This window comes from Serratia odorifera, from assembly GCF_041448735.1.
GTDB lineage: Bacteria > Pseudomonadota > Gammaproteobacteria > Enterobacterales > Enterobacteriaceae > Serratia_F > Serratia_F odorifera.
Genome location: NZ_JBGMUT010000003.1, coordinates 234,702 through 248,433, shown reverse-complemented (window position 1 = coordinate 248,433; position 13,732 = coordinate 234,702). Strand labels below are relative to the sequence as shown.

Below are 13,732 nucleotides of genomic sequence, written 5' to 3'. Positions count from 1 at the left end.
TTATGATGGCGCGATACTGCTGCGGTTTCCCGCACTGCGCGAACATTCATTACAGCACGGAGCACCATGAACTTCTCTATCTCCTCCCGTTCACATCTGGGCATTACCCTGGCCATGTTGATACTGGCCGGCTGTTCCAGCAAACCGCAGCGCGTCAGCTACGACCGGCACGCGTTTGACGATGCCATCGAAGATGCCGCTGACGATTATGACGTTGACGCCAAACTGATTACTGCGATGATCCAGGTAGAATCGGGCTTTAACCCGCAAGCCGTCAGCCGCTCCAATGCGGTTGGGCTGATGCAGCTCAAGGCCTCCACCGCCGGTTGCGATGCCTATCGTTTCAAAGGGAAAAGCGGCTGTCCGGACGACGACGACCTGCTCGATCCAGAGACCAATATCGATCTGGGCGCTGCCTATCTGGCGTCGCTGCAACGTCAACTCAAGGGAATCGATGACCCGGTAACGCTGCGTTATGCCACCGAGGTCGCCTACGTCAACGGCGCAGGGGCGCTGCTGCGCACCTTCTCCAGCAACCGCAAACAGGCGGTGCGCATGATCAACAATCTGTCGCCGGAAGCCTTCCGTTGGCATGTAAGCCAGCATCACCCGTCGGCACAGGCGCCACGCTACCTGAACAAGGTAGAAGCGGCATATAGTCAGCTGTAAGCCCGATAAACACAGCGGGCACGGTGATTAGCCGCGCCCGCTGGAGATCGGTATGTCCATTTTACGCCAAGGCGTGGCGATTACGGCTTGCCGTTACGGATCGGCTTGCGTGGCGGCTTGTTGGTTGGCGTGCGCTGGCGCTGGATATCCGTGTGTTTGGTCAACGCCGGGCGAGTGTGGCGCTGCAGGCGTTTGGCCTCGCGTTGCTCATCAATGCTCGGTGCCGGTACCAGGCATTCGCGGCGGCTGCCGATCAAATGCTTCATGCCCATCTCTTCCAGCGCGCCACGAATCAGCGCCCAGTTGGCCGGATCGTGATAACGCAGCAACGCCTTATGCAGGCGGCGCTGACGATCGCCGCGCGGGATAAATACGTCTTCGGTTTTGTAACCCACTTTGCTCAGCGGGTTTTTGCCGCTGTAGTACATGGTAGTGGAATTGGCCATCGGCGACGGGTAGAAGTTCTGCACCTGATCGAGACGGAAGCGGTTCTTCTTCAGCCACAGCGCCAGATTGACCATATCCTCGTCGCGCGTTCCCGGGTGCGAGGAGATAAAGTACGGGATCAGGTACTGTTCTTTTCCGGCCTGCTTCGAATAGTGATCGAACAGCTGCTTGAAACGATCGTAACTGCCCATCCCCGGCTTCATCATCTTCGACAGCGGCCCGGTTTCGGTATGTTCCGGCGCAATCTTCAGATAGCCGCCGACGTGGTGGGTGGCCAGTTCCTTGATATAACGCGGATCTTCTACCGCCAGATCGTAACGCACACCGGAAGCGATCAGGATCTTCTTCACCCCTTCCAGTTCGCGCGCGCGGCGATACAGCTTGATAGTCGGCTCGTGGTTGGTATCCATATAGGTGCAGATTTCCGGATACACGCACGAGGCGCGGCGGCAGGTCTGCTCGGCGCGCGGGTTGGTACAGCGCAACATGTACATGTTGGCGGTCGGACCACCGAGATCGGAAATCACGCCGGTAAAGCCCGGCACCTTGTCGCGAATTTCTTCAATTTCACGAATGATCGAATCTTCGGAACGGCTCTGGATGATGCGCCCTTCATGTTCGGTGATCGAACAGAACGAACAGCCGCCGTAGCAGCCGCGCATGATGTTGACCGAGAAACGGATCATGTCATAGGCCGGAATACGCGCCTCGCCGTAGGACGGGTGCGGCACGCGTTGATAAGGCAGCGCGAAGACGCTGTCCATTTCCGGCGTGGTCAGCGGGATCGCCGGCGGGTTAAGCCATACGTAGCGATCGCCGTGCTTTTGCATCAGCGCACGGGCACAGCCCGGATTGGTTTCATGATGCAAAATGCGCGAGGTATGGGCGTACAGTACTTTGTCTGCCTTCACTTTCTCAAACGATGGCAGCAGTACGTAGGTTTTTTCCCACGGTTTTGGCTTGGCGGCACGCACGGTGACCGGTTTGGCTTCCGGTTCTGGCTTGCTACCGTCGGCGCACGGCAGGTCTTCACCATACGGGTTCGGGATCGGTTCAATGCGCCCCGGCTTGTCCAGACGGGTGGAATCCACTCCGCTCCAGCCTGGCAACGGGCCTTTGCGCATCACCGCGGTATTGCGGATGTCGTGGATGTCGGCAATTTTCTCGCCGGCGGCCAGACGGTGCGCCACTTCCACCAGCGGACGCTCGCCATTGCCGTAGATCAGCATATCGGCCTTGGAATCCACCAGGATTGAACGGCGTACGGTATCGGACCAGTAGTCGTAATGGGAGATGCGGCGCAGGCTGGCTTCGATGCCACCGAGCACGATCGGCACGTCTTTATAGGCTTCCTTGCAGCGCTGGGTATACACCAGCGTCGCACGATCGGGACGTTTGCCGCCGACGTTACCCGGAGTATAGGCATCGTCGTGGCGCAGCTTGCGGTCGGCGGTATAGCGGTTGATCATCGAATCCATATTGCCGGCGGTGATGCCGAAAAACAGGTTCGGTTTGCCCAAACGCATGAAGTCGTCTTTGTTGCTCCAGTCCGGCTGGGCGATGATGCCCACGCGGAACCCCTGCGCCTCCAGCATGCGGCCGATAATCGCCATGCCGAAGCTGGGATGATCGACATAGGCATCACCGCTGATAATAATCACATCACAGCTGTCCCAGCCCAATTGGTCCATCTCTTCACGCGACATCGGTAAAAATGGCGCAGTGCCATAACATTCGGCCCAATAAGGCTTGTAGGAAAACAGTTCGCGATCCGGTTGGATCAGGCTGGTGGTGCTCATTCGAGTGCTCTTTTGCAGGTTAATTAATCGCCGGGCGGCGATTATACGCACTCCCCGCCAAAAGAGCATGGTTATTTCCAACAAAGTATTTTAGTGTGCTCGCCGACATAGAGATATCGCTGAGGCAGCGGGAGAACCAAATGACTGAATTTAATCCGCTATCGCCGGTACTGGTACTGGGCGGCGCGATAGCAGAGGCGGAACTGAGGTTGCCACAACTGCCGCGCAGCGCCCAACCACAGGCCGCCACGGCGCAACAACAGCAGGTTGGCGGCAGCGCCTTTCGGGTCGCAGGTCTATTACGCCAGCTCGATGTGCCGGTCATCAATGGCATGCCGGTCGGTAACGGGCCGTGGGCTGCGGCCATTGCAACGGCAATGAATACCCTCAACTTACCGGTGCTGCTGCACCACGGACAAATGGATAACGGTTGGCGTCTGACCCTGACGGGGGAAAACGGTGAACACAGCGTCATTACCGTCGCCGGATGTGAAACGCAATGGAACAAGGCGCAGTTGGCCACGCTGCCATTGACGCCGGAAACGCTGGTCTACCTGAATGGCGATCCGCTGACGGGCGAGTCGGGCGAGGTGCTGCGTGAGTGGCTGACCCGTCTGCCGTACGATCAATGGCGACTGCTGGCACCCGGACCACAACTGGAGCAGCTCGGCGAAGACTTTTTTGCCATGCTCAGCGACAGCCACACCCTGCTGTCGCTTGACCGGCAGGAAACCGCATTGCTGTGCGGCGCAGGCAACGCGGTTGAAGTCGCGCAGCGCTACGCGGCTGCGCATAACATCAGCCTGATTTGCCGATTGGCCGAGGAGGGTGTCTGGATCTGTAGCGGAAAAAGCGCGCCGCAGCATTGCGCACTGGATGCGGCCAGCGGAGCCGAGGCGCTCGACAACGTCGACGCTCACTGTGCAGGTCTGCTGGCCGGCCTTTCCGCCGGTTGGACGCTGCCGCAGGCGGTTGAACTGGCCAACCGCGTGGCCGCGGGCACGCTGCCGTACCCGCCAGCGGTTGTCTGACGGGTAAAGCCGCCGCGAGACTGCGCCAATCTTGCCGAACGACTAGAGCGACGGCTGTACTACAAACTGGCCGGCGCTACCGCGATCGGCCATTTCCAGCGTCTGGCTGTGATACAGGAATGGGAAGTGTTCCGATGACGGCTGGGTGAAATAGACCAGCAGCTCTACGTCGCCGTCGACCCAGACGGTATCTTTCCAACCGCGATCTTCGGCCATTGGCTGCGCACCGTTAACCCGCTTCACCAGGAACTGCACGCCTTCGATATGGAACGCCTGCGGCGAGTCGGCATGCACGGTCCAGCGCTCCCAACTGCCCTGCAGGGTTTGCACATCGATGCGGTTCATATCCCAGATGGCACCATTGATGCCCGCCACGCTGTCGCCCAGACGGAATTCGCGTGACCGGCTGACGCTGCCGTCCAGCAGTTGATCCGCCAGCAGGCGCATCGGCAGGTTGTCGGTGACCAACGGCAACAGGCCGGTGGGCTTCAGCGTCAGCACCTGAGTCGAGACCAACAGGCTGGAAGGCTCAAACAGACCACGGAGACGATCCATAATGCCCGCCGCTTCGCCGGCATTGATCGTGACCTCCTCGCCTTTCGACATGTCAATCAGCACTTCGCGTCGTTCGCCCGGCGCCAGGGAAAGCTGCTGCACCGCTACCGGCGCCGGCAGGAAACCCTGATCGCTGGCAATCACGTTCAGCGGGCGGCCATCGCTCAGTTGCAGCACATAGCGGCGTGAGTTGGAGGCATTGAGCAACCGCAGGCGCACCCAGCCGCGCGACACTTCCACATACGGGTTCTGCACGCCGTTAACCAGCAAGGTATCGCCAACGAAGCCCCCCTGCGACGGCGGGTTGTATTCCGGCGTGCCGAAGTTGTCCAGCCGCTTGTCTTGAACGATCACTGGGAAGTCATCTACGCCGTAATGGTTCGGCAACGGCAATGTCTTGCTGATGTCGTCTTCGATCAGCCACAGCCCGGCCAGGCCGTTATAGACGTGCGGCGCCATGCGATTCGGCGTATTGGCGTGATACCAGCAGGTAGCCGCCGCCTGACGAATCGGCAGCACTGGCGACCAGTCGACCCCGGGTGACATCATGCGCGCCGCGCCGCCCATCAGGGTTCCGGGAACCTGCAGGCCGCTGACGGTCATCGACACCGGTTCCGTCAGCCGGTTGCTGTAAATCAGTTTGACGTCATCACCGCTATAGACGCGCACCGTCGGCCCCAGGTACATGCCGTTGACGCCCCACACTGCGGCTTTGTTGTTCGCCATAAATGCCCAGTGGGCGCGTTGCAGGGTTAAGAACAGCGGTTGGCCACGACGCGATTCCAACAGCGGGGGGATCGGTAACGGAGTCTGCGTTCCGCTCGCCTCAGCCCTCAGCGGCACCGCTCCCGCGCACAGCGCCAAGCCCGATGCCTGAATAAACTGACGTCGACTGAGTGACATATTTTCTCCATGAAAACAAAAGCTAAACCGTGTGCAAAAACCGGGCCCGACCATGCGCTTAAGCGTAGCAGGTAACCCGGCGTTAACGGCAGAGGTTGCCGTTTAAAAAAATATCGTTTGCTGCCGTTGGCAATATTATTTTCCGGCCGCTTCGCGCTGGGCGACTTCTTCATCCAGCTGCGCGATTTTCACCTGCATCAGCTCGCGGCAATGGGTCGCCAGCTCACGCACGTTTTCTTTACCGTATTTCGAGGTGTCGATCGGTTCCAGCATTTCGACAATCACATGACCGTTGTTCCAACGGTTCAGATTGATTTTATTACTGGTATTGGATACGCAGATCGGCACCACCGGCACGCCGGCGGTAATCGCCGCATGAAAGGCGCCGGTTTTAAACGGCATCAGGCCGCGACCACGGCTGCGGGTACCTTCCGGGAACATCCAGATGGAGATATTACGTTTGCCGATCTGTTCGACCACCTGCGAAATGGTGCCGTGCGCTTTGGCGCGGTTATCCCGATCTATCAGCAGATTGCCGGTCAGCCAATACAGTGGGCCAAAAAACGGGATCCACGCCAGGCTTTTTTTACCGACGGTAACGGTTCGCGGCTGCACGGCATTGGACGCGGTGACCATATCGTAATTGTTTTGATGGTTGGCAATGTAAATGCAGTTGCCGTAGTCGTCCGCCCCGGCGGGCCGACGCACTTCGACCTTTAGGCCGAATATCGTCGACAGACGGCCGAACAGATGGCCAAACGTCGCCACATGACGAGGGTTACGCGGGCTGAACAGACAGTAAATCGAACCGAAGATGCACACCAGAATACAGAATAGAGTGACGAAAACGGCACGCAAAATTAATAACATAACAACCTCATTAGCACACTGCTGACGCGCATTCCTTTCGCAAAACAGCGACCCGCCATGCTTGGGCTGCATTGGCGTTGCCACCGGGATACAGCGCGAAGCCTGTCAGGTATCTCACTATTTTTTGCTATTTTCCTGCCAGCAGACAATCCGCACAATAAATTTATGCGGGGAAATGTTAACTATTTGAAAACAGCCATCGCCGACCTGGAGTAACCGGCGCAACATCGCCATGCTGCGCCCGGTACTTACTCTTCGCTATCGCCGGTTGACGCCCGTTGCGGCAGATCCAGCTCAACGCGGTCGATGCGCTGGAGACCCCGTGGCAACAGCGTTCCCTTGCGGCCACGTTCGGCACGGAACTTCTGCAAATCTTCCGGCCGCAGCGTCAGTTTCCGCTTGCCGACGTGCAGCGTCAGCGAGGTTTGCGGCGGCAGCACGAACAGCCAGGACAGCATGTCTTCACCGGATGCGGCTTGCGCCGACGGGATCGAGACGATTTTGTTGCCCTTGCCCTTCGATAGCTGCGGCAAGTCCGCTACCGGGAACATCAACATGCGGCCGGCCTTGGTGATCGACAGCAGCATGTCGTCGTCGCCGTGGATCTCCATCGGCGGCAGCGCCTTGGCGTTTTCCGGCAAGGTAATCATCACCTTGCCGGCACGGTTGCGCGCCACCAGATCGTTGAAGGTGCACACGAAGCCGTAGCCGGCATCGGACGCCATCAGCAGTTTCTGATCGTCGGCTGCCATAATCACCTGTTCGATGGTGGCACCCGGCGGCGGCGTCAGCTTGCCGGTCAGCGGCTCGCCCTGCCCGCGTGCCGACGGTAGCGTCAACGGATCGAGCGCGTAACTGCGCCCGGTGGAATCGATAAACACCACCGGCTGATTGGTCTTGCCGCGCGCGGCGGCGCGGAAGGTATCGCCGGCCTTGTAGCTCAGGCCACTCGGATCGATATCGTGGCCTTTGGCGCTGCGTACCCAGCCCATTTCCGACAGTACGATGGTCACCGGTTCAGACGGCACGAAATCGTGCTCGCTCATTGCCTTGGCTTCGGCACGTTCGGTCAGCGGTGAACGACGTTCATCGCCATATGCCAGCGAGTCGGCCTGAATTTCTTTCTTGATCAGGGTGTTCAGCTTGCGCTCGGACGCCAGCAGCGCCTGCAACTGGTCACGCTCCTTGGCCAGTTCGTCCTGTTCACCGCGGATCTTCATCTCTTCCAGCTTCGCCAGGTGGCGCAGTTTCAGCTCGAGGATCGCTTCCGCCTGGGTTTCGCTGATGCCAAAGCGCTGCATCAACACCGGCTTCGGCTCGTCCTCGCTGCGGATGATGTGGATTACTTCATCGATATTGAGGAACGCAATCAGCAAACCTTCCAGAATGTGCAGACGCTTCAGCACTTTTTCCAGACGGTAGTTGAGGCGGCGGCGCACCGTGTCGCGGCGGAACGCCAGCCACTCGGTGATGATTTCCACCAGCCCTTTCACCGACGGACGGTTGTCCAGGCCGATCATGTTCATGTTGACACGATAGCTGCGCTCCAGATCGGTGGTGGCAAACAGGTGGTTCATCACCTGCTCGAGATCCACCCGGTTTGAGCGCGGTACAATGACCAGGCGGGTCGGGTTTTCATGATCCGACTCATCGCGCAGGTCTTCGACCATCGGCAGCTTCTTGGCGCGCATCTGGCTGGCAATCTGCTCCAGCACTTTGGCGCCAGAGACCTGGTGCGGCAAGGCGGTGATCACCGCACTGCCGTCTTCTTTCTTCCAGACCGCGCGCATGCGTACCGAACCGCGACCATTCTGGTAGATTTTGCGAATTTCGTCGCGTGGCGTAATGATTTCCGCTTCGGTTGGAAAATCAGGGCCCTGCACGAACTCCAGTAGCTCATCAAGCGATGCGCCCGGCTTGTCGATCAGCGCGACGGCGGCGGCGGCAACTTCCCGCACGTTGTGCGGCGGAATATCGGTGGCCATACCCACGGCAATGCCGGTGGTCCCGTTCAGCAGGATGTTCGGCAGACGCGCCGGCAGCATTTTGGGCTCTTGCAGGGTGCCGTCAAAGTTCGGCACCCAGTCCACCGTACCTTGTCCCAGTTCGGCCAACAGCACTTCGGCGTACTTCGACAGGCGCGACTCGGTATAACGCATCGCGGCGAACGACTTCGGATCGTCCGGTGCCCCCCAGTTGCCCTGGCCGTCCACTAGCGGGTAACGGTAGGAGAATGGCTGCGCCATCAGCACCATCGCTTCATAACAGGCGCTGTCGCCGTGCGGATGATATTTACCCAGTACGTCACCCACGGTACGGGCGGACTTCTTGAACTTGGCGCTGTTGTTCAGCCCCAGTTCGGACATGGCGTAAATGATGCGGCGCTGTACCGGCTTGAGGCCGTCGCCAATATACGGTAGCGCCCGATCCATGATGACGTACATGGAATAGTTCAGATAGGCGTTTTCAGTGAATGTGTGCAGCGGTAAACGCTCAACACCGTCATGAGTCAGATCACTCATTACTCAATTATCCTCAGACCGTGGCTTGGCAATCCCTGATTCGGGGGCAAAGGACTGTCGTTCACAAAAGCAGTGCCCGTGATTGCTTGTCGATTCTTGCTGGCGATAGTACCTTATCTGGCCTTATTCTGTCACAGCATTGTCGGTGATACCGCCAGGGCGAGTGGTTGTTATCCGTTCGATTATTGCTAAATCAGCAAAAGTAATGTGACTCAGCACGCATTTTTCCCCTCTGCAATCCGGCGTACACTCCTCCAATCATTTTATTATTGAAAGAGACCGCTGATGAGCAACATCCTACTGATCAACGCAGGTAAAAAATTTGGCCACTCCAATGGCGAACTGAACGACACGCTGACCGACGTCGCCGCCTCTTTCCTGCGCGACGCCGGCCATGACCTCCAACTGACGGTGGTTGATCACGGCTACGACATTGAAGAAGAAGTGCAAAAATACCTGTGGGCCGACGCGATTATTTACCAGATGCCGGGTTGGTGGATGGGCGAACCCTGGATCCTGAAAAAGTACATCGATGAAGTGTTTACCGCCGGCCATGGCAGCCTGTACGCCAGCGATGGCCGTACCCGCTCCGATGCCAGCAAGAAATACGGCTCCGGTGGCCTGCTGCAAGGCAAAAAGCACATGCTCAGCCTGACCTGGAACGCACCGTTGGAAGCCTTTACCGACCCGGAACAATTCTTCCACGGCGTTGGCGTTGACGGCGTTTACCTGCATTTCCACAAGGCCAACGAATTCCTCGGCCTGGAAGCGCTGCCGACCTTTATCTGTAACGACGTCATCAAACAGCCTGATATTCAAGGTGATATCGCACGATATCGTGAGCATCTGACAAAAACTTTTGCTTAACTATAGCCGTCATGATTCACGCCGCCTGCGCCAGGCTACATGGCCCGGTACGCCCCAGGGTGACTTGGGCCAGCCGTCGCGCTGCGGCATGAAGCATCAGGCATAGACATTTCGCTGTTTGAAAAATGAGGTTGTGATGATCACCGTAATTGCAGAAATCAAAGTAAAGCCGGGCCACCGTGAGAGCGTATTGCAAGCGATCGAAAAGCTGATTCCGTCGGTGTTGGCGGAAGACGGTTGCGGCGGCTATCAGCCGATGATCGACCACAACGCGCAGCTGCCATGGAAGCAAACCGTGCCTGACTCAATATTTATGCTGGAAAAATGGGCCAGCCTGGCGCACCTGGAAAAACACCTGGAGATGGAGCATATGCATCGCCATCGGGCGACCATCAAAGACAGCGTGCTGGGTATCAATATTCAGGTGCTGGAAGCCGCACTGTAAAAGAAAACCCGGCAAATTTGCCGGGTTTTTTATTTGCGCCGCTGCGCATACGGGGGCGCCATCGTTGGCTGTCAGACCGCCAGTTCGGCCATGTCGCCTTTGTCCTGCAACCAGTTGCGACGATCTTCCGAGCGCTTCTTGGCCAACAGCATATCCATCATCGCCAGCGTCTGATCGACATCCTCATCGTTCACCGTCAACTGCACCAAACGGCGCGTATTCGGATCGAGGGTGGTTTCGCGCAGCTGCAGCGGGTTCATCTCACCCAGACCTTTAAAGCGCTGCACGTTCGGCTTGCCTTTCTTGCGCTTCAACTGCTCCAGTACGCCGGCTTTTTCTTCCTCGTCGAGTGCGTAATACACTTCCTTGCCGAGGTCGATACGGTACAGCGGCGGCATCGCCACGTAAACGTGGCCGCCCTTGACCAGCGAGCGGAAGTGACGGACAAACAGCGCGCACAGCAGCGTCGCGATGTGCAGGCCGTCGGAGTCCGCATCCGCCAGGATACAGATTTTGCCATAGCGCAACTGGCTGAGATCGTCGCTGTCCGGATCGATGCCGATGGCAACGGAAATGTCATGCACTTCCTGTGATGCCAGCACTTCGTCCGAAGACACTTCCCAGGTATTGAGGATTTTACCCTTCAGCGGCATGATCGCCTGATATTCGCGGTCGCGCGCCTGTTTGGCCGAACCGCCTGCGGAATCCCCTTCCACCAGGAACAGTTCGGTCAGGCTGAGATCCTGGGCGGTGCAGTCGGCCAGTTTGCCCGGCAGCGCAGGGCCGCTGGTCAGCTTCTTGCGTACCACCTTTTTTGCTGCCCGCAGACGACGCTGGGCGCTGGAAATAGCCAGCTCGGCCAACTGCTCCGCTGCCTGCACGTTCTGGTTCAACCACAGGCTGAAAGCGTCCTTCACCACGCCGGAAACGAACGCCGCGCACTGACGTGACGACAAGCGTTCCTTGGTCTGCCCGGCAAACTGCGGATCCTGCATTTTCACCGATAACACATAGGCGCAGCGATCCCAGATATCCTCGGCCGACAGCTTCACGCCGCGTGGCAGGATATTGCGGAATTCGCAGAACTCGCGCATCGCGTCCAGCAGTCCCTGGCGCAAGCCATTGACGTGGGTACCGCCCTGCATGGTCGGGATCAGGTTGACGTAGCTTTCAGTCAGTAGCTCACCGCCTTCCGGCAGCCACAGCAATGCCCAGTCCACCGCTTCGATGTCACCGGCGAAACTGCCGACAAACGGTGCTTCCGGCAGGGTGATCAGGCCATTGACCGCCTCCATCAGGTAGTCGGTCAAACCGTCCTGATAGCACCAGCGCTGCTCGGTGTTGTTCACCTTGTCGATGAAATAGATTTCAACGCCCGGACACAATACCGCTTTGGCCTTCAGCAAATGGCTGAGGCGCGAAACGGAGAAGCGCGGGCTGTCGAAGAACTGTTCGTCCGGCCAAAAATGAACGCTGGTGCCGGTGTTACGTTTACCGCACGAGCCGGTAACGCCAAGATCTTGCACCTTGTCACCGTTTTCAAACGCGATGCTGTAAATGTTGCCATCACGCTTAACGTTGACTTCCACCCGTTTCGACAGGGCGTTGACCACCGAAATCCCCACGCCGTGCAGACCGCCGGAGAACTGGTAGTTCTTGTTGGAGAATTTACCGCCGGCGTGCAGCCGGCACAGGATCAATTCCACCGCCGGCACGCCCTCTTCCGGGTGGATGTCCACCGGCATGCCGCGACCGTCGTCAACCACTTCCAGTGACTGATCGGCGTGCAGAATCACGTCAATGCGCTTCGCATGGCCAGCCAACGCTTCATCGACGCTGTTATCAATCACCTCCTGGCCGAGGTGGTTCGGGCGCGACGTATCGGTATACATACCGGGACGACGGCGCACTGGTTCTAGACCGCTGAGTACTTCAATGGCATCAGCGTTATAGCTGGATTGAGTCATCGTAGATTATTTTTTCGTGGTTAAAGGAAGGTGCCGGACGGTCCGTTCAGACCGCGTTGAGCCCTAAAAAACCCACAATCTGCGGGAAGTAGTGCTCGAAACCGACGAAGGCATGGTTTCCACCTGACTCCACCGTTTGCCGGCAGGCGCTGTAATACGCCACTGCCTGGCCGTAATCGAGAATTTCATCGCCCGTTTGCTGCAGCAGCCAGATCAGATCCGGCGACTCCAAGGGGTCGATCTGCATCACTTTCAGATCGTAAACGTGACGAGACTCTAACACATATTGTTGACCGGTGTAGGGGTTCTCGTTTTGCCCAAGGTAGTCAATCAGCAGCTCAAACGGCTTCACAGCAGGATTTACCACTACTGCTGGCAGCGCAAAACACTGCGACAGCCAGGTGGCATAATAGCCCCCCAGCGACGACCCCACCACGCCCAACGTCTGCCCGGCACGCTCCATCACCAGATTTTCCAGCAGTTCAGCGGCCTCTGCCGGGTAAGGTGGCAGTTGCGGCACCAGCATCTCGATATGTGGATGATGTTCAGCCAGCCACGCCTTGAACGACGACGCCTTGGCCGATTGGGGGGAGCTGTTGAAGCCGTGTAGATAAAGCAGCGTTGACATCAATATCCATCCGAATCCATGTCGGGGCGGAAATCATCGTTTTCCAGGCGGAAGACCTGCGTTTCCACGCGGCCATCCGGCAGCAGATCGAGATAGCGCCAGCCAGGAGAAACGTCATCGATGGTAAAATTAGTACAATGCGGCTTGAATTGCACGCAGGTCGACGGACTGGCCAACACGCGGCGACCGTGCCAGGCCAGATCAAGATCCTGATGAATATGCCCGCACAGCAGGGTATTTACCTTCGGATAGCGCTGCAGAACGACGTCCAGCATGTGCGGGTTACGCAGGCTGTGCTGATCGAGCCAGGTGCAGCCGGACGGCAGCGGATGATGATGCAGCAGCAACAGCGTGGCACGCTCGGGATACGCCTGCAAACAACGCTCCAGCCATTCCAACTGGTATTCGCTCAGCTCGCCGTGCGGCACGCCGAACACCTGGCTGTCCAGCAGGATCACCTGCCAGCCGTCGCCCAGTAGAACCTGCTTTGACGGGGAAATGCCCGCCGCCGCCAATGCGTCGACCATTGCCGGCTGAAAATCGTGATTGCCCGGCAGCCAGACGCATGGCGCAGGCAGTTGCGCGATGCCGTCGGCAAAATGCCGGTAGGCCTCGAGGGAATGATCCTGTGCCAGGTCACCGGTAGCGACAATCAGATCGTATTCCCGTTGCTGCGCGCAGATGGCATCCAATACCGCGTGATAACTGCGGTAAGTGTTGATGCCCAGCAAGGTCTCATTCTCGCCGGCAAAAAGGTGGGTATCGGTTATTTGTAAAATCCTGACCTTGGCCCCACTCGCCACGGGCAGTTTCAACAGGCTTTCCAAATGGTGTCCTTTGTTATCTCAGTCCATATCCCTACCGCATCGCGCTGCGTCGAGACGGCAACTGAACGGCAAATGGGTCGCAGACCGATTTGAACAACGCTTGCGTTGGCCCACCGGGTGAGCCGACGCTCATCATCCCTGGTATCTGACCGCCAGGCGACCAGGGTGAGCAAAGGCAGCCAACAAAGAGGCCGCTTGACGC

Annotated in this window: 11 protein-coding genes; 4 read left to right on the top strand and 7 right to left on the bottom strand. The window is 58.2% G+C overall.

The annotated features are described in order from the left end of the window. The first annotated feature begins 66 nt into the window (after positions 1–66). On the top strand, positions 67–669 hold the full coding sequence (locus tag ACCC84_RS11600; protein ID WP_004958353.1) for a transglycosylase SLT domain-containing protein: 603 nt from the start codon (positions 67–69) through the stop codon (positions 667–669). 80 nt (positions 670–749) lie between these two features. Here ACCC84_RS11600 and ACCC84_RS11595 read toward each other — a convergent pair whose 3' ends face one another. Continuing rightward, a complete protein-coding gene (locus ACCC84_RS11595; protein WP_039991709.1) occupies positions 750–2,915 on the bottom strand; it encodes a YgiQ family radical SAM protein in 2,166 nt (721 codons plus the stop codon). A gap of 140 nt (positions 2,916–3,055) precedes the next feature. Here ACCC84_RS11595 and ACCC84_RS11590 point away from each other — a divergent pair, with 140 nt between their 5' ends. After that, positions 3,056–3,946, top strand: coding sequence for a PfkB family carbohydrate kinase (locus tag ACCC84_RS11590; RefSeq protein ID WP_233092395.1), 891 nt, complete (start codon positions 3,056–3,058; stop codon positions 3,944–3,946). A 42-nt stretch (positions 3,947–3,988) separates the two neighbouring features. Here ACCC84_RS11590 and ftsP read toward each other — a convergent pair whose 3' ends face one another. The 3 genes from ftsP to parC all read right to left on the bottom strand — a co-directional run bounded on the left by ftsP (position 3,989) and on the right by parC (position 8,796). Next, entirely contained in the window at positions 3,989–5,404 is a 1,416-nt protein-coding gene (ftsP, locus tag ACCC84_RS11585) for a cell division protein FtsP (protein WP_004958346.1), read from the bottom strand. A 135-nt stretch (positions 5,405–5,539) separates the two neighbouring features. Then, the gene (locus tag ACCC84_RS11580; protein WP_198773743.1) at positions 5,540–6,274 is read right to left on the bottom strand and encodes a 1-acylglycerol-3-phosphate O-acyltransferase; all 735 of its coding nucleotides are present in this window, start codon (positions 6,272–6,274) and stop codon (positions 5,540–5,542) included. Between the two features lie 248 nt (positions 6,275–6,522). Then, complete coding sequence (parC, locus tag ACCC84_RS11575; RefSeq protein WP_371901923.1) at positions 6,523–8,796, bottom strand: DNA topoisomerase IV subunit A; 2,274 nt, start codon at positions 8,794–8,796, stop codon at positions 6,523–6,525. A gap of 285 nt (positions 8,797–9,081) precedes the next feature. Between parC and ACCC84_RS11570 the strand changes: the two genes are divergently transcribed. Further along, a complete protein-coding gene (locus tag ACCC84_RS11570) occupies positions 9,082–9,663 on the top strand; it encodes an NAD(P)H-dependent oxidoreductase (protein WP_004958341.1) in 582 nt (193 codons plus the stop codon). 136 nt (positions 9,664–9,799) lie between these two features. After that, on the top strand, positions 9,800–10,108 hold the full coding sequence (locus ACCC84_RS11565; protein ID WP_004958340.1) for a putative quinol monooxygenase: 309 nt from the start codon (positions 9,800–9,802) through the stop codon (positions 10,106–10,108). Between the two features lie 71 nt (positions 10,109–10,179). Here the strand turns inward: ACCC84_RS11565 and parE are convergent, their stop codons facing one another. The 3 genes from parE to cpdA are packed head-to-tail and all read right to left on the bottom strand — an operon-like array spanning position 10,180 to position 13,530. Beyond that, positions 10,180–12,075: a DNA topoisomerase IV subunit B gene (gene parE, locus ACCC84_RS11560; RefSeq protein ID WP_039991707.1), complete on the bottom strand. Its 1,896-nt coding sequence runs from the start codon at positions 12,073–12,075 to the stop codon at positions 10,180–10,182. Between the two features lie 46 nt (positions 12,076–12,121). Beyond that, complete coding sequence (gene yqiA / locus ACCC84_RS11555; RefSeq protein ID WP_004958336.1) at positions 12,122–12,703, bottom strand: esterase YqiA; 582 nt, start codon at positions 12,701–12,703, stop codon at positions 12,122–12,124. Continuing rightward, positions 12,703–13,530: a 3',5'-cyclic-AMP phosphodiesterase gene (cpdA, locus tag ACCC84_RS11550; RefSeq protein ID WP_004958334.1), complete on the bottom strand. Its 828-nt coding sequence runs from the start codon at positions 13,528–13,530 to the stop codon at positions 12,703–12,705. The genes yqiA and cpdA overlap by 1 nt, the downstream gene beginning before the upstream one ends. Positions 13,531–13,732 lie beyond the last annotated feature (202 nt).